The sequence below is a fragment of the Salinibacterium sp. NK8237 genome (assembly GCF_015864955.1).
GTDB lineage: Bacteria > Actinomycetota > Actinomycetes > Actinomycetales > Microbacteriaceae > Rhodoglobus.
Genome location: NZ_JADYWE010000003.1, coordinates 1 through 18,859, shown reverse-complemented (window position 1 = coordinate 18,859; position 18,859 = coordinate 1). Strand labels below are relative to the sequence as shown.

Genomic DNA, 18,859 nt, shown 5'->3' with positions numbered 1-18,859 from the left:
CGATGAGCTGGCTTACAGGCGATGACGACGATGACGACCGCAAGTACAGCGAATACGACGAGAGTTCGATTCGCATGCGACCGAACCCTAAAGCCAACAAACCGCGGAGCAAGATTCGCCCCGACCACGCGGACGCCATTGAAGGACGCGTCTTTAGCGTCGATCGGGGCCGCTACGGCGTCTGGGTAGACGAGGGCACACCAGACGAACGCCAGATCATCGCCGCTCGTGCCCGCGAACTCGGCCGCAACCAACAGGGCAAAGTGTCTGTCGTTACGGGTGACTGGGTCGATCTCGTCGGCGATACGACCGGCACAGAAGGCACTCTCGCGCGCATCGTGCGCATCCGCGAGCGCACCACGCTGCTTCGCCGCAGCGCTGATGACACGGATGCCGTCGAACGCATCATTGTTGCCAACGCCGACCAGATGCTCATCGTTGTTGCCGCCGCCGACCCGGAGCCGCGACCGCGACTCGTCGACCGCTATCTCGTGGCGGCCTTCGATGCGGGGATTGATCCCATCCTGTGCATCACCAAGACTGACCTGCAAGATCCGACGCCGTTCTTGGAGAACTTCGCGGGTCTCGATCTGACGGTGATTGAGAGCCGTTCTGATGAAGTCCCTCTCGAAGAGTTACGCGCCCTGCTCGATGGACACACGACGGTCGCCGTTGGCCACTCGGGGGTGGGAAAATCGACACTCGTGAACGCGCTTGTTCCCGACGCTAATCGGGCGGTTGGCCATGTCAACGCGGTCACAGGGCGCGGGCGTCACACCTCGTCATCGACGATTTCCTATCGTGTGGGCACCGGCTGGGTCGTCGATACTCCTGGAGTTCGATCTTTTGGCCTCGGTCACATCGACCCGAGCAAGATCTTGTCGTCGTTTACCGACTTGGCCGAGCTTGCCCAAGAATGTCCGCGCGGCTGCACTCACTTGCCCGATGCTCCCGACTGCGCGATCGCTGAAGCCGTCGCAGCCGGAGCGCTCGGCGAGGTCGGCAAGTTGCGCCTCGACTCGTTCCAGCGGCTCATCACGACACTCGGTTCCGCTAGCGTGTAGTCGTGACCGAATACACTCTCGCCGACGATCTTTCCCTCGCGCTCGCCCTCGCTGGCGACGCCGACCTCATCTCGCTCGACCGCTTCACCGCGCTCGATCTCGAAGTCACGACTAAGCCCGACCGCACGCCAGTCACGGATGCCGACAAGGCTGTTGAGCGCAGCATCCGTGCCGGAATTGCTGCTGCCCGCCCTGGAGACTCGATTCTCGGAGAAGAGTATGGCGAGGCCGGAGACTCGAACCGCCAGTGGATTATCGATCCCATCGATGGCACCTCCAACTTTTTGCGCGGCGTCCCCATCTGGGGAACGCTCATCTCGCTCGTCATCGATGGCGTACCCCAGGTTGGCGTGGTCAGTTCCCCCGCTCTCGGCAAGCGGTGGTGGGCGGCTATTGGTCACGGCGCTTTTGCTCAGGCCCACGATGGCGAGCCCGAACAGATTTCAGTAAGCAAGGTCTCCTCGCTTGAGGCGGCATCCATCAGCTACAACAGCCTGCCGGGCTGGGATGAAGCTGGTCGCCTCGATGCTGTCGTCGCCTTGACGCGCGCCACGTGGCGTTCACGCGCGATCGGCGACATGTGGGCGTACATGTTGCTTGCCGAAGGTGCGCTCGATGTCGTGGGCGAATTCGATCTGAAGCCGTACGATATGGCGGCTCTGATCCCTATTGTGTTGGAGGCCGGCGGTCGTTTCACTTCAGTTGAAGGCATTCCCGGACCGTGGGAAGGTAACGCTCTGGCAACAAATGGCGTTCTTCATGACGAAGTTCTGGGGTTTTTGGGCTCTCACTAGCTTTTCACCCGCTTCCGCCACCTGTGAATGTGCTGTGTTTCACTAAGCTTGACCAGAACGAAGCGTGACCACCTCAGACGAAAGAGACCCACTTCCATGACGACAGAGAACATCTGGCGCCGGACGCTCGCCATCGCCACCATTGCTGTTGCAGCCGTGGCGCTCAGTGGCTGCAGCATCCTCGATCAAGTTACGAACGAAATTTCCGATGCCGTCGACCCCGGAGCCGGCACCACTCAAGACATCTTCAGCCTCGTTATTGGTGACTGCGAAGTCGGCAACCAAGATGGTGGCGAAGTTTCCAGCACCAAGACCGTCGACTGCGCCGAGCCGCACGATGCCGAGGTTTACGCTGCCTCGTACATGGCCGAGGGAGACTTCCCCGGCGACTCAGCGATCGAAGATCAGGCTACGGCTGACTGCTACGCAGAGTTCGGAACCTTTATCGGCGCAGAGTACGAAGACTCGGTTTACGACTTCTCCTGGTACTACCCCACCGAGGGCAGCTGGTCAGAGGGCGACCGCGAGATCTTGTGTCTTGTCTACGACCCCTCAGGTGACCAGATCAGCGGTTCGCTTGCCGGTGCCGCAGAGTAATTTTCTTTTCAGAACGGCTGGCGAAGACACTGTCTTTGCCAGCCGTTCTGGCGTTAACGGGAAGAACTGAGAGCACGGAGACGTTGCATCCGTTATCCGGATGAGAAACGCTGGAGCAAGTCGACACGAAAGCGGTAACGGATAATGAAGATCGAATTCCCCGGCTCCAACGATTCCATGCTGGCGGCCCGCCTCGACCTCCCCGACGGCACCCCTTCTGCCTATGCCCTCTTCGCCCACTGCTTTACATGCTCGAAGGATTCCTTCGCTGCGTCGCGCATTTCAAAAGCGCTCGTTGACTATGGCATCGCCGTGTTGCGGTTCGATTTCACCGGTCTGGGCGGCTCCGACGGAGATTTCTCCAACACCAACTTCAGTTCCAACATCGACGATGTCGTTGCTGCCACCGAATATCTCGGCACCAACTACCGCGCCCCCACGATTCTCATCGGGCACTCCCTCGGTGGAGCCGCCGTGCTCGCTGCAGCGCATCGTGTGCCCTCCACACGTGCTGTCGTCACCCTCGGCAGCCCAAGCGATCCCGCCCACATCTCCAACCTCTTCTCTCACGCCAGTGCCGAAATCGTGGCTGAAGGAGAAGCAATGGTTCAGCTGGGCGGCCGCGAGTTCCGCATTCGCAAGCAACTCCTCGACGACATTGCTGCCCAGCCTCAGTCCGCGCGACTGCGCGATTTGGATGCCGCACTTTTGGTCATGCACTCCCCCATCGATCAGACGGTGGGCGTCGACAATGCGCGCGAGATCTTCGAAACGGCGAAGCATCCCAAGTCCTTCGTGGCGCTCGATGGTGCGGATCATTTGCTGAGCAATCGGGATGACGCTGCTTTCGCCGCCAGCATCATCGCAGCGTGGTCGGCCCGCTACGCTTTCGACCACTCCACAGCTGCTCAGCCGGCGAAGAGCGACACTCCCGTAAACACTGCTGCGGTCGCCAGCCCGAGCGCGACTATCACTGAGGACGGCAGTTCGGTGATCGTCACCGAGAGCGGCCCTGCGCGCTACGAACAGCGCGTCTTCGCCTCGGGCCACGAATTTATTTCGGATGAGCCTGCACCATTAAGCGAAAACCATGGCCCAGCACCCTATGACCTTGTCTTGGCCGGGCTCGGAAGCTGCACTTCCATCACCATCAGGATGTACGCCGACCGTAAGAAGATGCCGTTGAAGTCGGTCAGTGTTCGGCTGAGTCGCGAGCGTATCGACGCGGCCGCGTGCGAGCACTGCACCTCGACCGAGGGAATGGTCGAGCACTTCACACGTGAGCTCACGTTCGAAGGCGACCTCACCGATGAGCAACGTGCTTCGCTTCTCGTCATTGCCGATAAGTGCCCTGTGCATCGCTCACTTGAGGGCGAGATCTCGATCACGACGACAGAAACCGCGCCGTCACTCTAGCTCTCCCAGCAAGCGAGGGTTACAGTAGTTAGGTAAGCCTAACTTTTAGTGAAATGAGCTGGCGTCCGCGCCCATCGCCTATGACAATTGAACGTGACTCCGTCAAGCATCCCCTCGTCATCCGCCACGTGACCGTCAGCGCCGTCAGCCACCCGGCACCGTCGATAGCGCGCATCACCCTTCGCGGTGATGAACTCGCCGGATTTGTCAGCAGCGGCCCCACCGACCACGTCAAGGTGTTCTTTCCCGACCCCGCAACCGGCGTGCTCACTGCACCCACGATGACCGCCGAGGGAATCAAGAAGCCCAAGGGCGAGGGCAAGGTTATTTCGCGTGACTACACCCCGCTCGGCTTCCGCAGCGATGCTGGTCGTCACGAGCTCGACATCGACTTCGTCGTCCACGGAGACGAGGGACCTGCCTCCGCTTGGGCCGGAAAAGCCGCCGTTGGCGACAGCCTCGTGATTGCCGGTCCGCGGGGATCACGACTGCTGCCCGTTGGTGCAACCCACGTCATCCTGATCGCGGACGAGACTGCGTTCCCGGCAGCCTCTCGCTGGATCGATATGCTGCCCACCTCGGTAAACATCACCGCCCTGTTCGATGTCGCCGACGAAGGCCTTGAGAGCTACTTCAGTGACGAGCTGAAGTCACGCATGGATGCCGGTTGGTTCTATCGTCGCGACGGCCTCGGTCAGCTGGAAGCCGCCTTGCGCGCGCTCGGCGAAATCGGCGAGTCGACCTTCGTTTTCCTTGCGGGAGAAGCGACAACTCTGGTTCCGCTCCGCCGCTACCTGCGTCGTGAGCTAGGCCTTCCCAAGCAGCAAGTGACAGCCGACGGTTACTGGCGCCGTGGAGTGACAAACGCTGACCACCACGAGCCGATCGATCCCTCAGACCCCGAGGACTAAGCGGTCTTTACGAGCGCGCGTTTCGCAGCGCTGAGTGGCGGAACGCCCGCTCGACTGAGCACCAGTCCGGCGCGAGATTGACGGGTCTGCGAGGCAGGCTCAAGTGTATGCTGATGGCACAAGTGAACAGCCGTCATTCTGCTGCGGGAGAGTCCTTCCGATCGATGGTTGGCGCCGTAGGAGCAAACCCTCTCCGGGAATCTCTCAGGCCCCAGTACCGCAGTGGATAGGCAACTCTGAAAAGTAGTCGGCCCTGTCCGACTCGCCGACGGGGCAACGCAACGCCACAAGCGTGCGGAAACTCTCAGGCCCGATACAGAGCGGAGAGGACTCAACGACGCCCGCACGACGCAGTGTGGTGAAGAAACGGAGTCACCGTGGCCATTCGCAATCTGACCCCCCGAACCGAAGTACCAACGCCCTCGCTCGAAGAGGTGCCCCTCAGCAGCTTCGATCTGTTCACGGTCGGCATTGGCCCGTCCAGTTCACACACGGTTGGCCCCATGCGCGCGGCTGCGTCATTTGCCGCTGATCTTTCCGAACACGAGATGCTCGACTCGGTCGCCACTCTCAGCGTTCGCCTCTATGGCTCTCTCGCCGCAACCGGTGCTGGCCACGGCACGATGAGCGCGGTGCTCATTGGCTTGGAAGGCAAGCTCCCCGACCAGGTTCTCCCCGCGGAGATGGAACAGATTCTGGCCCGCATCGAAGAATCCGGAGTGTTGCGCTTGGGCGCGAGTCACGATGTGCCGTTCCGCGCGTCCGATATTGCCCTGCACCCGCTCACCGTGCTCGACGGGCATCCGAACGGCATGCGCTTTGCGGCATACGATGCGGATGGCGCCGCAATTCTCGAGGCAACCTACTTCTCGATCGGCGGCGGTTTCATCTATCGCGAGGGCGATAACCGCGATGGCAGCTCCTCTAGCGGCCCAGCCGCCGTGGCTGATCCTCTGCCGTTCCGCACTGCAGCGCAATTGCTCGCGCACTGTCGCGCCGAAGGGCTCAGCTTCAGCGGCGTGATGTTGCGCAACGAGTTGGCGCGCCGCCCCGAGTCTGAGGTGGTTGCTGGCCTTCTGCACATCCGCGATGTCATGGATGAGTGCAAGAACAATAGCCTTGAACGCACCGGCAACCTGCCCGGTAACTTGAAGGTACGTCGCCGGGCCCCCGACTGGCACCGACGCCTGCGCGAAGAAGACCCCAACCGCGATCCCAACTTTTGGCAGGAATGGGTCAACCTTGTGGCTCTCGCCGTCAACGAAGAAAATGCCTCGGGTGGCCGGGTCGTCACTGCCCCCACCAACGGTGCTGCCGGCATCATCCCGGCCGTGCTGTTCTACGCGACCCACTACGCACCAGGCATGAAAGACGCCGACCAGGCGACGAAGGATGACGCAACCGTGCGCTTCTTGCTGGCCAGCGCGGCCGTGGGCGTGCTCTACAAGCGCATGGCTTCCATCTCGGGAGCCGAGGTCGGATGTCAGGGCGAGGTTGGCTCAGCCTCCTCCATGGCCGCCGCGGGGCTCGCAGAGATTCTCGGTGGAACTCCCGCACAGGTCGAGAATGCGGCCGAGATTGCGATGGAACACAACCTCGGACTCACGTGCGATCCCATTGGTGGACTCGTGCAGATTCCGTGCATTGAACGCAATGCGATTGCTGCCTCGAAGGCGATCAATGCCGCGAAGATGGCGTTGTGGGGCGATGGCGAGCACCGCGTCTCGCTCGATGAGGTCATCATCACCATGGCCGAGACCGGCAAAGACATGAGTTCCCGCTACAAAGAAACGTCGATGGGTGGTCTCGCCGTCAACGTTGTCGAGTGCTAGCGGGCTCGAAAGTACCGCAGCGGCCGAGTACTAGCTAACGCGCTCGAACGTAGCGCAGCAGCAGCGTTCCATCGGGCGCGGACAGCGCGTGCGCGAGCGACATGTTTTGTGGTGTCGCATCCGCAGCATCCACGATTCGTCGAGCCGAGCCGCCTTCGAGTCGCGGACTCACGGTGAGGCAGAGTTCGTCAACAACGCCCTGAGCAATCATCGTCGCGAAGAGTGTCGGCCCGCCTTCACTGTGCTGCTGAACCAACCCGCGTTCCGCGAGGAGGTGTTTCATCTCGACGGTATCTACGGCAGAATCCCCCGCAATGATCACGTCAGCAACCTCTTCGATTCGTTTACGGCTCTCCGCGGGTGCGCTCTCGGTGGTCACCACGAGGGGGCGCGTCGCATAGCTACCCAAGTCTCCCGGCTCCAGCCGCAGGGATGCCGTCACTATGGCAAACGGTGGCTGAGCGGCGAGTCCTTGCGAAGTCCGCCACTCTGCAGACTTCTCGTCGAGAGCGAGATTGCGGTATCCCTCTTGCCGCACTGTTCCCGCACCAACGACGATGACATCCGCAAGGCGACGGAGCAGCCCGAATACTCGCCCGTCTGAGTCCGTGCCAAGCCCACCAGACACTCCCTCGTGGGTGGCAGCGCCATCAATGCTCGACACGAAGTTCGCGCGCAACCACGGCACCGACCGATCAGCCACCGCGTAACTCGCGAGAAGTTGTTCGTCGGTGAGAGGTGCTCCTGCGTTGAGGGAATGGATGTCGGATGCGTCGGCCACGGTGCCTACCTTTCGTTGATGTCGGACATGTTGTGCTTCAGCAGCGCGGGCTCGCGGAGCCCCAGAATCGCTTCCGTCATGCGCACGGCAGCCACTGTTTCAGCGACCTCGTGCACCCGCACCACCCGCGCGCCGTTGAGGATGGATACCACGGCGGCTGCGAGCGAACCTTCTAGCCGTTCACGCTTCGGCTTATCGAGCACTTCGCCGATGAAATCTTTATTGGAGAGAGCGACGAGGGTCGGCAACCCGAGTTCGGTGATGACGTCGAGCCGGCGGGTGAGTTCGAGGCTGTGCAGCGTGTTCTTGTTGAGATCATGTCCAGGATCGATGAAGAGCCGATCATCGGCAACTCCGGCGGCCAGAGCTTGCTCAACTCGGCTCTGCAGAAAGTCTCGCACCTCTGCCGCCACGTCGTCATACTGTGGCCGCGCGAACTGGGTGCGTGGCTGCGCACGCGAATGAACAAGAATGAGCGATGCATCGCTGGAAGCAACAACGCCGGCAAGGTCCGGATCGCTCAAGCCTGTCGTGTCATTGATCACCGTGGCACCGGCCGCGATACTCCGGCGAGCAACCTCAGCGTGGAACGTGTCGACCGAGATCACGACGTCGGATGCTTCGCGAAGCGCCTGCACCACCGGAACGACGCGCTGGCACTCCTCCTCCACGCTCAGAGGGTCACCCGGAGCGAACGGTACGCCGCCGATATCGATCCAATCGGCCCCCTGCTCGACAGCCTGCAGCGACGCGGCGACAGCATCCTCAAGCGCGTAATTGGTGCCCGCGTCATAAAAGGAATCGGGCGTGCGATTCACAATCGCCATCACCGCAACCTGGCGCGAGAAGTCGAAGGTTCGATCGCCAATAGTACGTCGTGGATTCCGCAGCGGCGGGAGCTCAAAACTCATACTCCCCATACTGGGCGACGATGCTGACAAGCGCATCTCCGCCTCACCCGGTGCCCGCAGCGGATCGCTACGCTCACGTTCGCCGTCCGTCAGGACAACGGTGACCGTGTCGGCGCAATCACCGAGTCGACGATCGCTTCAATAGCGAATTCCGATGCTCGACCGAGTTCGACGGTGTCAGGGGCGAGAAGCCACTGCACTTGCAACCCGTCCATGACTGCCAAGATGCTGGCAGATGCGAGGGCGATCGTTTCTTTCGAGGTGACTCCATGCTCGGCACACACCATCGTAAAGGCGTCAGAGACCGCACCACGCAGCACTTCATACCGCTTCTCGAAGAAATCGCGCCCCGGATGATCGTCTGTCACCGACTCCGCAGACAGCACGGCATAGGCCTGAACGATACCGGGGCGCCCCTCGTTAATAAACGCCGTGCGAACCAAGTGGCGGAATAGTGCGATCCCGTCCGGGATGTGTTGCTCGTCGAGATCAGCAACGTCTGTCTCATCGCGGAGGGCAAGCACTTCGAGAAGAAGCTTGTCCTTTGAACCAAAGTGATGCAGGATTCCGGCGTGAGTCATGCCCACTTCATCGGCAATCTCTTGCAGCGTTCCGCCAGTAAAGCCCTTGTTGCCGAAGATTTCGACCGCGGCATCGAGGATGTCACGGCGCCGAGCGAGCGTTTCAGGGCGGGAACGGGGTGGCCGCCGACTAACTGCCATGGTTCGCATCCCCTTTAGCTGCTTTCCGGATGAAAGTATATCCGCGCACGAGCATCGAGATCGACTGAACCGATGCTTGCTTAACTTACTTACTTGATTGTAAGGTAAAACCGCATTCAGTTCGACACCGTCGTCGTCCTTCGGACACGCCCGGCGTCATATGCTCACACGCACAGAGTCGTGCACCCACACGAAGGAGAATAGCAATGAGGCTAAGAACATCCATTGGTGCCATCGGCATCGCGGCGGCGCTGGCACTGACCGGTTGCGCCACGAGCGGCGGCGACACCGCTGCCGGAAGCGGCGCGGCACTCACGATCGCGAAGCCAGACGGCGCGATTACCACCGAATCTCACAATCCGTATTTGGGCGACTCGTCCGCTAAAAAGTACGGCTATTCCCTGGTCATCTTTGAGTCGCTAGCTCTTGTCAACCCGACAGGGGACCTCAGCACCACGCCGTGGCTCGCGGAGTCCGTGGAGTGGAACGACGACTACACCGAGCTCACCGTTGTGCCCCGCAGCGGAGTCACTTGGAGCGACGGAACCGACTTTACGGGCGACGACATCGTCTTCACGTTCGACCAATTCCTCAACGGTACGCTCACCGATACCAGCGGACTCAAGTACGAGGGCGCGACTGTTGACGGAGACGCCATCACACTGAAGTTCGGCGACTCGAAGTACGTTTCGCAAGCCCGAGTCCTGCACACCCCCATCGTGCCCAAGCACATCTGGGAGAACATCGCAGACCCCAACACTGACCCGCTCACCGACGAAGGCCTCGCCGTCGGCACCGGCCCCTATATTCTCGACAACTGGTCGACCGAATCTGTCACTCTCACGGCGAATCCGAACTACTGGGGCGGTGAACTGGCCGTTCCTGAACTGCACTACGTGTCGTACGGCGACAACGCGGCCCTCACCACCGCACTCGTCTCGGGCGAAGCCGACTGGGCGCAAGCATTCATCCCACAAATTGAAGCGAGCTATCTGGCCGCTGATGAGACCAACCATTTCCTCGTGTCGCCAACCGCCGGAGCCGGCACGCTGTTCCTCAACCTTCAGACAAAGCCATTCAACGACCCAGCCCTCCGCGAAGCATTGGCATGGACTATCGATCGTCAGGCCTACGTCGACATCGCGCGTGAAGGAGCAAGCGAGGCTATTTGGAGCGTGACCGGGCTGAGCGATCTTCTCGAAAATGAGATCCTGCCCGAGTACAGCGGCCAGAATTACAAGGTCGACGTCGATAGAGCGAAGCAGATTCTTACGGATGCCGGCTACACCTGGCAAAACGACAGTCTGATCGACCCCGATGGCGAGGCCGTCTCGTTCTCGATCTCTGTTCCTGCAGGATGGAGCGACTGGAACACTGAGCAGGCGCTACTCGCTGAAGAACTTGGCGAAGGCCTCGGAATTGACGTCAACGTCGACCAGCCTGACTGGGGCGGCTGGGACGCCGCACGCCAAGAAGGAACGTTCCAGGCGATCATCCACTGGCTCGAGGACACGGGCAATGCCTACGGCCTTTACACCTCGACCATGGACACCAAGTGGATCGTCGATGATCGCGCTCAGTTCAACTTCGGACGTTTCGACGACCCCGCAGTCACTGAAGGGTTGAACACCTACGCGAACACCGCATCCGACGCTGAACGAACGGCTGCTCTCGAGGTTATCCAGAAAGCCTTCGTAGACAACGTTCCCGCCATTCCACTCGGGGCGCACCCACTTCTCGGCGAGTACAACACCCGGAACTACGTTGGGTTCCCCACCGAAGACGATCAGTACGCATCGGCGGATCCCACACAGCCGGGGGTCGTCCAGATCCTCAGCAAGCTGACGCCAACTAGTTAGCCACCGGGCTAACAACTCCACCTCTGGCGGGGCAGTGCGTCCATCGCACTCGCCCCGCCAGACATCAGGCACAAGGCGTAAGCCCCTAGACGCTAGGCACCAAGAAAGCGAGCATGCACCAATGGGAGAATCACTGCTCTCCGTCAGAGACTTCTCAGTCGTCTACGACGTTGATCCGCCCGTGGCAGCCGTCACCAACGTCAACATCGACCTCCGTCGCGGTGAGATCCTCGGGCTGGCCGGCGAGAGCGGATGCGGCAAGACCACCCTTGCCTATGGGGTCCAGCGACTACTCAAAGCCCCCGCGGTAATTACCAGCGGTTCCGTCGTCTTCCACGACTCTTCCGGCGAAGATATCGAAATCAACGCGCTAGACCCCGAAGATATGCGCCGGTTTCGTTGGGACAAAATCTCGATGGTATTTCAGGGCGCGATGAACTCGCTCAACCCTGTAGCGACGATCGGATCACAGCTCGAAGACGTTTTCGAGGTTCACCGACCGACCTACGCTAGAGCGCAGCGCCGTGCCGCGGTCATCGAACTCCTTGAGATCGTCAAAGTTGGCGCGCAGCGATACCGCTCATTTCCGCACGAGCTTTCAGGGGGCATGCGGCAGCGCGTAATGATCGCTATGGCGCTCGCGCTCCGCCCGCAGCTGATGGTGATGGATGAGCCGACCACCGCACTCGATGTGCTCGTGCAGCGCGAGATTCTGCGTCAAATCTCCGCCCTCCGGCACGAGTTCGGATTCTCTGTCATCTTCATCACACACGATCTCCCCCTTCTCCTCGAAATCAGCGATCGCATTGCCATCATGCGCGACGGCGAGATTGTTGAGCTCGACACGGCAGAGCAAATCTGGACTAATCCACAAGACGACTACACAAAGTCACTACTGGCATCCTTCCCGCGCCTCACCGGTGAGAAAGGCCTGGTTTCGCGATGAGCCTTCTTGAATTCGATGGTGTCACCAAGATTTACTCCGTACGGGGTGCCGGCCAGATCAAAGCCTTAGATGATGTGAGCTTTACGCTCAAGTCCGGCCACACAACCGGGCTTGTCGGCCAGTCAGGAAGCGGCAAGTCGACTATCGCAAAGATCCTCACTCAACTCGAAACGCCAACAACCGGAGAGGTGCGTTTGGGCGGAAAACCGATCCCCCGCCGCGGCAAGGGTCTTCGCTCCTACCGCCAGCAGCTGCGCATGGTCTTCCAAGATCCATTCGCGTCGCTCAATCCGTATCACTCGATCGGGTACCACATCCAGCGTCCACTTCAGCTCGACAATGTCGTGCCGAAGGAACAGCTCGACGACGAGGTTCGACGCCTTCTCGGCCGCGTGCACCTTGAGCCAAACACCGTCATCGACCGACGACCGCACGAACTTTCCGGCGGGCAGCGGCAGCGCGTTGCCATTGCCCGCGCGCTTGCTTCACGGCCCCAATTCCTCGTCGCCGACGAACCGGTCTCGATGCTTGATGTGTCAATCCGCCTCGGGGTGCTGAACTTGCTCGCCGATCTGCAACGCGAAGAGGGCCTCGGGGTGCTGTATATCACCCACGATCTGGCGACCGCTCGCCACTTCAGCGACGAGATTATTGTTCTTAACCAGGGTCGGGTGGTCGAACGCGGAGCCGCCGATGACGTCATACTTCGCCCGCAAAACCCTTACACACAAAGGCTTCGTGCGGCATCCCCCGATCCCGATAGGCACTTCGGGTCGGCAACCGGCATTCTCGGAGGAACCCAGTGACCGCTATCCAGCCTCAGCCTTTCACCGACGATTCCGACAGTGTCGACGCCGGTACCACCCCCACGAATGCCGTTAAGGGACATTCACGTGTCCCTTGGAGGTTCCTCGGCGGCCGCGCGCTGTTCTACCTCTTCACGCTATGGGCCGCGATCACAATCAACTTTTTCCTGCCGCGCATGATGAAAGGCGATGCGGTCACCCAATACCTCGCCCGAAACCGCAACGTCACTCCCGAGGCCGCCGAGGCGCTGCGCTCGCTCCTCGGTCTCGACACTGATAAATCACTTCTGCAGCAATATGTCGAGTACCTCGGTCTTCTGCTTCGCGGCGATCTCGGGGTCTCGCTGCTGCACGGCTTGCGCCCCGTCACAGAGGTCATCAGTCAGTCGCTACCCTGGACTCTTGGTCTCGTAGGCTTCGCAACCCTCATCTCTTTCGCGATCGGAACCATCGGCGGCGCGATCGTCGGATGGCGACGCGGGAGCAAGCTCGATGCCCTCATTCCCATCACAACATTCCTGAGCACCATCCCTTACTTCTGGCTTGGCCTACTCGCAATCGCCCTGTTCTCGGTGAACCTCGGCTGGTTCCCGATCGGTAAGGCATACGGTGTCGGGATCTCGCCGGAGCTCTCGTTCGAGTTCATCGGCCAGGTGATCCATCACGGAACCTTGCCCGCGCTCACCATCGTCATCGCGTCACTGGGCGGATGGATGCTCGGCATGCGCAACATGATGCTCACCGTGCTTGATGAGGACTATGTCATGGTGGCGCAGGCCAAAGGAATGCCCAACAATCGGGTGCTCTGGCGGTATGCAGCGCGCAATGCAGTGCTCCCCCAGATCCAGAGTTTCGCCTTGTCAATTGGCTTCATCGTCGGCGGAACGATCGTGATGGAAGTGGTGTTCAGCTACCCGGGGCTCGGCAAACTTCTCCTCGATGCCACCAATGCGAAGGACTACGCGCTTATGCAGGGCGTCTTCCTCGTGATCACTCTTTCAGTGTTGCTGGCGAATGTGCTCGCTGACATTGCCTACGCATTCCTTGACCCGCGCACGCGCCAGACGGAGGACTGAGCCATGAATACAAGTGTGAACGACACCTCGACCAGCCGCCCGGCGTGGACTCCAGAAACCGCCCTCATCAACACTCTCCAGAAGCGTCGCGGTGGCTACGGGCCCGAGAAGCCAACATTCTGGACGAAGCTGAGTTCAGCCTTTGCGATGTTCCGTAACGGCAAATCAATCGCGGGACTGTCGATCCTCGGCTTTTTCGTGCTCGTGGCAATCTTCGCTGATGTGCTGGCACCGTATTCGCCGACAGCCATTGACAACACCGCTCGCTTTCAACCCCCGTCCGCGGCGCACTGGTTGGGAACCACCCACATCGGCGAGGATGTGTTGAGTCAAGTAATCCACGGCACTCGTGGTGTCATCGTTGTGGGCTTTCTTGCTGCAATCATCGCCACCACGATCGCGATTATCGTCGGGGTTATCTCTGGCTACGTGCGAGGCTGGCGAAGCGAGGGACTTTCTGCCCTCACCAATGTCTTTCTTGTGATCCCGGGGTTGCCGCTCATCATCATCGTTGCATCCATGTTTGATGATCCACCTTTGATCCTGATCGCCGCAGTACTTGGTGTCATCGGGTGGGCATGGGGCGCGCGGGTGCTGCGCGCTCAGACCATGTCGCTGCGCAATCGTGACTTCATCCAAGCAGCGCGCGCCAACGGTGAGCCCCTCCATCGAATCATCCTGGTCGAAATGCTTCCCAACCTCATGGCGCTTATCGCTGCGAGTTTCGTGGGGACCGTGACCGCCGCAATCCTCGGGCTTACGACCCTCTCGTATATTGGGGTTATCCCGGTCACAACCTACAACTGGGGCACAATTCTCAACTGGGCAGGGGCTCAGGGAGCGTTTCGCCAAGATCAGTGGTGGTGGTACATGCCACCAGGGCTCTGCATCGCAGCGATTGGGGTCGCCCTATCGCTGATCAATTTCGGCATCGACGAATACGTGAACCCACGCTTGCGGTCCGCCGGAGAGCGGGCACGGGCAATGAAGAAGAAGGGCTTGAACGTCAACGACACTGTGACCGCCGTTCGGCCAGCGACACCAGCATCGACTGCACCATCACCAACAACGGAGAACTCGTGACCGGCATCAACACCACCGCCCCCCTCTACCGCGACGCGACAAGTACCGTCGCCGCCAGGGTCTCCGACCTCCTCTCCCGAATGACTGTTGAGGAGAAGGTCGGGCAAATGATGCAGCTCGACGCGCGGGAGGACCTCCCAGAACAAGTGCTCCGCCAGCATGTTGGCTCAATATTGCACGCATCTCCTGAACGCCTCGCAATCGCGCACGAGCTTGTCGCCCAGACGCGGCTTCAGATCCCGCTCATTGTCGGTGAGGACTGCATCCACGGCCACTCGTTCTTCGAAGGTTCGACCATTTTTCCGACCCAGCTCGGCATGGCAGCGTCGTGGGATCCCGACCTGCTTGAGCGCGTCGCACGGGTTACCGCACAAGAGGTCGCCGCTACCGGCGTGCACTGGACCTTTTCGCCCGTGTTGTGCATCGCTCGCGACCTGCGCTGGGGGCGAATCAATGAGACCTTTGGTGAGGACCCCTTCCTCATCGGCGAACTCGCTTCTGCAATGGTGCGCGGATATCAAGGTGACGGCCCCAGAGACGACACCGCAATCCTCGCGACCGCTAAGCACTTTGCCGGATACTCCGAAACTCAGGGTGGGCGCGACGCCAGCGAAGCCGACATTTCGCGCCGTAAGCTCCGCTCGTGGTTCCTCCCGCCGTTTGAACGGGTCGCAAAAGAAGGTTGCCGCACCTTCATGCTCGGCTACCAGACGACTGACGGCGTGCCGATCACAGTGAACGAATGGCTGTTGAACGATGTGCTGCGCGGTGAATGGGGCTATACGGGAACTCTCATTACCGATTGGGACAACGTCGGGCGTATGGTCTGGGAGCAGCAGGTTCAGCCCGATTACGCCCACGCTGCGGCCGCGGCGGTGAAGGCCGGCAACGACATGGTCATGGCAACTTCCGGCTTCTTCCACGGCGCTCTCGAGGCGATCGAACGCGGTTTGCTCGTCGAGTCAGACCTTGACTCCGCCGTCTCGCGCATCCTGCACCTGAAGTTCGAATTCGGGCTTTTCGAGAATCCTCGACACCCCGATGCCAGCCGTATCGACACGATCGTCGGCAGCGCGCCGCACCAGACGCTTAACCTCGAAGTGGCTCGCCGTTCGCTGGTCCTCCTGCGCAACGATGGCACGCTCCCTCTCTTCCCTGTGACGGATGCGGACGCGGATGTCGCTACCGTCGCCCTCACGGATGCCACGCCCCGTCGGGTCGCAGTAGTTGGCCCCCTCGCTGACGACGCACAGACGCAACTCGGCGACTGGGCTGGATCATCAGGGCAGGCGGATTGGCTGCCGAACGGACACCCGCGCGGCATGATCACTACGACTCTCGATGGTCTCCGCAACGCTTCCCCTGCCAATTGGACAATCGAATACGCCGAAGGTGCCGACATTCTCACCCTCGACGAGGATCCAGCGGGCGCATTCTTCCCCGACGGTCAGCCACGTCCGCAATTGGTAGTGCCGTGCCCGCCGGATGACGAGAAAATCGCAGCAGCGGTTGCCGCGGCACGTCAGAGCGATATCGCCGTAGTAGTCGTCGGAGACCGCATCGAACTCGTCGGCGAAGGCCGCTCGACCGCCACTCTTGAACTCATCGGTGGCCAGAACGCGCTCATCGATGCGATCGCGGAGACAGGGACGCCCTTTGTTCTCGTTCTTCTCGCCTCAAAGCCCCTCGTGCTCCCGCCATCGGCTGATCGCGCAGCCGCGCTGCTGTGGGCCGCAAACCCCGGTATGGAGGGTGGTCGAGCGATCGCCGAAGTGCTTCTCGGGATTGTCGAGCCCAGCGGACGTCTTCCGATTTCGTTCGCCCGTCACGCCGGACAACAACCCACGTACTACAACCAGATCCGGGGTCAACACGGCAACCGTTACGCTGATCTCACCCAGAGCCCCGCATATGCGTTCGGAGAGGGTCTCTCCTATACGACGGTCCAGTACGACAATCTCCGGGTACTCGGGGACGAATATGGCCTCGACGGCACCGTTCGGGCAGAGGTCTCCGTGACAAATACGGGCACCCGACCAACACGCGAGGTTGTTCAGGTCTACATCCGCGATCAAGTGACATCCGTCAGTTGGGCCGACAAGGAGCTCAAGGCCTACCGTCTCGTCGACCTCAGGCCAGGCGAGTCGCAGGTGGTTTCGATCGAACTCGATGTCGCCGACTGCACGCTGGTGGATGCCGATGCGACGCGACGTGTCGAACCGGGAACCTTTCAATTGCTCGTCGGGCCCTCATCGCGTGACGACGTGCTGCTCACTGCGCCGTTCTCCGTCTCGGCCGCCGCGCCGGAACCGGTGACGGGCCCCTGAGGCCACGGAGTGTTGATGGAACGACACGATGCCGAACCGTCGGTCGCCGATTATGCGGTGCGACTCCGGCACTAGATTGAGCCTGAAGAGGGTGCTCCCTATACTGGGCGAAGAGGCTGACCCCAGAGTGCGATCCGAGTAGCGAGGGGCACTAACGCATGGCCATATTTACGATCGCTCGCATTTATGACGAGCACGAGAGCGTCGAAGAGTACAGAGTTCTCGTCGACAGCCTCTGGCCTCGCGGCGTCAGCAAATCAGCTGCCGCACTCGACGAAAACGCCCTGCTTCCCGGCATCCTGAACCGACTAACCAGCCACGCGCGTGTCACGCTGCTTTATGGAGCTAAAGATCCTCGCATAAACCACGCCGTGATTCTCCGCGATTACCTCGCCGAGCACGCTTAACCAGCTCTGCAGCTCTGCACTGCGAAACGCCAGCTCGCTACGAACGCCGTCGCCCTGCCCGGAGTGACAACTACCGTGCGCGAGGTAGCACCTCCGCAACACCGGACGCGGCCGCCAGAACCACAGCGTTCATCAGGAGCAGCGTGCAACTAACTTGCTCGGCATCAGTTAGCCACGCAGCAGCAGAAGCGTGCCAGCAAGCACCGATGCCGCAGCAATCACCAATGCGATACCGAGGAGCACAGCGTGCACACGGTAGAACGCGGTGGTGTTTCCCGCGGTGTCGTGCGCCCGCGGGTCAGCGCTGACGCGCTTGAAGAATCGCGGCCACGCAATGACATTGAACAACGCGCTGATAAACAGAATGATTGCGGCAAACAGCTCCATGATGTTCTCAGCCTACGCCGCGCTCGTGAGCCCCTGCGCCACTCCTCCGATCCAACCTGCGAGACAATGGGTGGATGCTCGAGTACACGTTACGCGGAGGCCCCGGTGCCACCGCCGAAGCCGAACTCGAAATCAAACGCTCACGCTTCCTGTGCCGCGTAGTCCGAGTCGACAACGAAGCGGATGCCCGAGACGTCATCGAGCAGGCGCGTAAAACCTATTGGGATGCCCGGCACCACTGCTCGGCGTTTGTCCTCGGCTCTTCAACGGAGCCCGATCAGGTCCGCCGATCAAACGATGATGGTGAGCCGTCCGGAACCGCCGGGCGCCCCATCCTCGACGTAATCACTGGTCGCAACCTCATTGATTGCGTTGCGGTGGTCACACGCTATTTCGGCGGCACTCTCTTGGGCACCGGTGGTCTCATACGCGCCTACTCGGATGCCACAGCACTCGCCGTCGACGGCTTGCGGGCCCAGAAGCGTCTTGTTCTGCGGGAACGGCGCGAGTTGTTTCAGCTAGCACTCCCCCATTCGGATGCCGGCCGGGTTGAGTCTGAGTTGCGCCAACACGGCGTCACGGTCGTCGGCACCGAGTACGGCAGTTCAGCGGTGATGACGTTGGCGGCAGACCCTGGCGACGAATCGGCTTTGGCCGAGCGCGTTGCCGGCATCACGTCGGGCACGCAGTCGCTACACCCTGTCGGCTCCGAGTGGGTCGACGCAGAGCTCCGCTAGCCCAGCGCTGAATGTTTGTCCACTCGTCGTCCTGCTTCGAACGATCAAAAGCTGTGCGCGCGGAAGACCCGAGCTGGTTCGCTGGTTAAAGCAAAATAGCCACACCCCGAAGGGTGTGGCTATTTTACAATTGAAGTCCGGCGGTGTCCTACTCTCCCACAAGGTCCCCCTTGCAGTACCATCGGCGCAGAGAGTCTTAGCTT

18 protein-coding genes and 1 riboswitch are annotated in these 18,859 nt (G+C 60.8%); of the genes, 14 read left to right on the top strand and 4 right to left on the bottom strand.

Annotation, left to right across the window (positions count from 1 at the left end; translation table 11 throughout):
* Positions 1-2 precede the first annotated feature (2 nt).
* The 6 genes from rsgA to I6E56_RS13605 all read left to right on the top strand — a co-directional run bounded on the left by rsgA (position 3) and on the right by I6E56_RS13605 (position 6,614).
* A complete protein-coding gene (rsgA, locus tag I6E56_RS13630) occupies positions 3-1,064 on the top strand; it encodes a ribosome small subunit-dependent GTPase A (RefSeq protein WP_197139078.1) in 1,062 nt (353 codons plus the stop codon).
* 2 nt (positions 1,065-1,066) lie between these two features.
* The gene (locus I6E56_RS13625; RefSeq protein WP_197139077.1) at positions 1,067-1,858 is read left to right on the top strand and encodes an inositol monophosphatase family protein; all 792 of its coding nucleotides are present in this window, start codon (positions 1,067-1,069) and stop codon (positions 1,856-1,858) included.
* A 96-nt stretch (positions 1,859-1,954) separates the two neighbouring features.
* A complete protein-coding gene (locus I6E56_RS13620) occupies positions 1,955-2,455 on the top strand; it encodes a septum formation family protein (protein WP_197139076.1) in 501 nt (166 codons plus the stop codon).
* Between the two features lie 144 nt (positions 2,456-2,599).
* Positions 2,600-3,871: an alpha/beta fold hydrolase gene (locus I6E56_RS13615; RefSeq protein WP_197139075.1), complete on the top strand. Its 1,272-nt coding sequence runs from the start codon at positions 2,600-2,602 to the stop codon at positions 3,869-3,871.
* A gap of 80 nt (positions 3,872-3,951) precedes the next feature.
* Positions 3,952-4,782 (top strand): siderophore-interacting protein, encoded by an 831-nt coding sequence (locus tag I6E56_RS13610; RefSeq protein WP_197139074.1) that lies wholly within the window; start codon positions 3,952-3,954, stop codon positions 4,780-4,782.
* A gap of 134 nt (positions 4,783-4,916) precedes the next feature.
* A riboswitch (glycine riboswitch) is annotated at positions 4,917-5,012 on the top strand.
* A 147-nt stretch (positions 5,013-5,159) separates the two neighbouring features.
* Positions 5,160-6,614 carry an L-serine ammonia-lyase gene (locus tag I6E56_RS13605; protein WP_374062149.1) on the top strand — a complete coding sequence of 485 codons (1,455 nt, stop codon included), beginning with the start codon at positions 5,160-5,162 and terminating at the stop codon, positions 6,612-6,614.
* 34 nt (positions 6,615-6,648) lie between these two features.
* Here I6E56_RS13605 and I6E56_RS13600 read toward each other — a convergent pair whose 3' ends face one another.
* The 3 genes from I6E56_RS13600 to I6E56_RS13590 form a co-directional block, all read right to left on the bottom strand.
* Positions 6,649-7,395, bottom strand: coding sequence for a pyrimidine reductase family protein (locus I6E56_RS13600; RefSeq protein WP_197139073.1), 747 nt, complete (start codon positions 7,393-7,395; stop codon positions 6,649-6,651).
* A 5-nt stretch (positions 7,396-7,400) separates the two neighbouring features.
* Positions 7,401-8,306: a dihydropteroate synthase gene (folP, locus tag I6E56_RS13595; protein WP_197139072.1), complete on the bottom strand. Its 906-nt coding sequence runs from the start codon at positions 8,304-8,306 to the stop codon at positions 7,401-7,403.
* Positions 8,307-8,395: 89 nt separating this feature from the next.
* Positions 8,396-9,028 carry a TetR/AcrR family transcriptional regulator gene (locus I6E56_RS13590; RefSeq protein WP_197139071.1) on the bottom strand — a complete coding sequence of 211 codons (633 nt, stop codon included), beginning with the start codon at positions 9,026-9,028 and terminating at the stop codon, positions 8,396-8,398.
* A 206-nt stretch (positions 9,029-9,234) separates the two neighbouring features.
* Between I6E56_RS13590 and I6E56_RS13585 the strand changes: the two genes are divergently transcribed.
* The 7 genes from I6E56_RS13585 (at position 9,235) to I6E56_RS13555 (ending at position 17,532) form a co-directional block, all read left to right on the top strand.
* Positions 9,235-10,887, top strand: a complete 1,653-nt coding sequence (locus tag I6E56_RS13585) for an ABC transporter substrate-binding protein (RefSeq protein WP_197139070.1) — start codon at positions 9,235-9,237, stop codon at positions 10,885-10,887.
* A gap of 121 nt (positions 10,888-11,008) precedes the next feature.
* Positions 11,009-11,833: an ABC transporter ATP-binding protein gene (locus I6E56_RS13580; protein ID WP_197139069.1), complete on the top strand. Its 825-nt coding sequence runs from the start codon at positions 11,009-11,011 to the stop codon at positions 11,831-11,833.
* Positions 11,830-12,639: an ABC transporter ATP-binding protein gene (locus I6E56_RS13575; RefSeq protein WP_197139068.1), complete on the top strand. Its 810-nt coding sequence runs from the start codon at positions 11,830-11,832 to the stop codon at positions 12,637-12,639. The genes I6E56_RS13580 and I6E56_RS13575 overlap by 4 nt, the downstream gene beginning before the upstream one ends.
* Positions 12,636-13,715, top strand: coding sequence for an ABC transporter permease (locus I6E56_RS13570; protein ID WP_197139067.1), 1,080 nt, complete (start codon positions 12,636-12,638; stop codon positions 13,713-13,715). The genes I6E56_RS13575 and I6E56_RS13570 overlap by 4 nt, the downstream gene beginning before the upstream one ends.
* A gap of 3 nt (positions 13,716-13,718) precedes the next feature.
* Positions 13,719-14,798 carry an ABC transporter permease gene (locus I6E56_RS13565; protein ID WP_374062147.1) on the top strand — a complete coding sequence of 360 codons (1,080 nt, stop codon included), beginning with the start codon at positions 13,719-13,721 and terminating at the stop codon, positions 14,796-14,798.
* Positions 14,795-17,125: a glycoside hydrolase family 3 N-terminal domain-containing protein gene (locus I6E56_RS13560; RefSeq protein ID WP_307842870.1), complete on the top strand. Its 2,331-nt coding sequence runs from the start codon at positions 14,795-14,797 to the stop codon at positions 17,123-17,125. Before I6E56_RS13565 ends, I6E56_RS13560 begins: the two co-directional genes overlap by 4 nt.
* Before the next feature lie 158 nt (positions 17,126-17,283).
* On the top strand, positions 17,284-17,532 hold the full coding sequence (locus tag I6E56_RS13555; RefSeq protein ID WP_197139066.1) for a DUF488 domain-containing protein: 249 nt from the start codon (positions 17,284-17,286) through the stop codon (positions 17,530-17,532).
* Between the two features lie 168 nt (positions 17,533-17,700).
* Here I6E56_RS13555 and I6E56_RS13550 read toward each other — a convergent pair whose 3' ends face one another.
* Positions 17,701-17,919 carry an SCO4848 family membrane protein gene (locus I6E56_RS13550; RefSeq protein WP_197139065.1) on the bottom strand — a complete coding sequence of 73 codons (219 nt, stop codon included), beginning with the start codon at positions 17,917-17,919 and terminating at the stop codon, positions 17,701-17,703.
* A 74-nt stretch (positions 17,920-17,993) separates the two neighbouring features.
* On the opposite strand from I6E56_RS13550, the gene I6E56_RS13545 reads away from it, so the two are divergent.
* Positions 17,994-18,656, top strand: a complete 663-nt coding sequence (locus I6E56_RS13545) for a YigZ family protein (protein WP_197139064.1) — start codon at positions 17,994-17,996, stop codon at positions 18,654-18,656.
* Positions 18,657-18,859 lie beyond the last annotated feature (203 nt).

Coding starts and splice junctions, on each gene's coding strand:
- rsgA (WP_197139078.1), top strand. CDS start 3: ATGAGCTGGCTTACAGGCGATGACGACGATGACGACCGCAAGTACAGC.
- I6E56_RS13620 (WP_197139076.1), top strand. CDS start 1,955: ATGACGACAGAGAACATCTGGCGCCGGACGCTCGCCATCGCCACCATT.
- I6E56_RS13615 (WP_197139075.1), top strand. CDS start 2,600: ATGAAGATCGAATTCCCCGGCTCCAACGATTCCATGCTGGCGGCCCGC.
- I6E56_RS13610 (WP_197139074.1), top strand. CDS start 3,952: ATGACAATTGAACGTGACTCCGTCAAGCATCCCCTCGTCATCCGCCAC.
- folP (WP_197139072.1), bottom strand. CDS start 8,306: ATGAGTTTTGAGCTCCCGCCGCTGCGGAATCCACGACGTACTATTGGC.
- I6E56_RS13590 (WP_197139071.1), bottom strand. CDS start 9,028: ATGGCAGTTAGTCGGCGGCCACCCCGTTCCCGCCCTGAAACGCTCGCT.
- I6E56_RS13585 (WP_197139070.1), top strand. CDS start 9,235: ATGAGGCTAAGAACATCCATTGGTGCCATCGGCATCGCGGCGGCGCTG.
- I6E56_RS13580 (WP_197139069.1), top strand. CDS start 11,009: ATGGGAGAATCACTGCTCTCCGTCAGAGACTTCTCAGTCGTCTACGAC.
- I6E56_RS13575 (WP_197139068.1), top strand. CDS start 11,830: ATGAGCCTTCTTGAATTCGATGGTGTCACCAAGATTTACTCCGTACGG.
- I6E56_RS13565 (WP_374062147.1), top strand. CDS start 13,719: ATGAATACAAGTGTGAACGACACCTCGACCAGCCGCCCGGCGTGGACT.
- I6E56_RS13555 (WP_197139066.1), top strand. CDS start 17,284: ATGGCCATATTTACGATCGCTCGCATTTATGACGAGCACGAGAGCGTC.
- I6E56_RS13550 (WP_197139065.1), bottom strand. CDS start 17,919: ATGGAGCTGTTTGCCGCAATCATTCTGTTTATCAGCGCGTTGTTCAAT.
- I6E56_RS13545 (WP_197139064.1), top strand. CDS start 17,994: ATGCTCGAGTACACGTTACGCGGAGGCCCCGGTGCCACCGCCGAAGCC.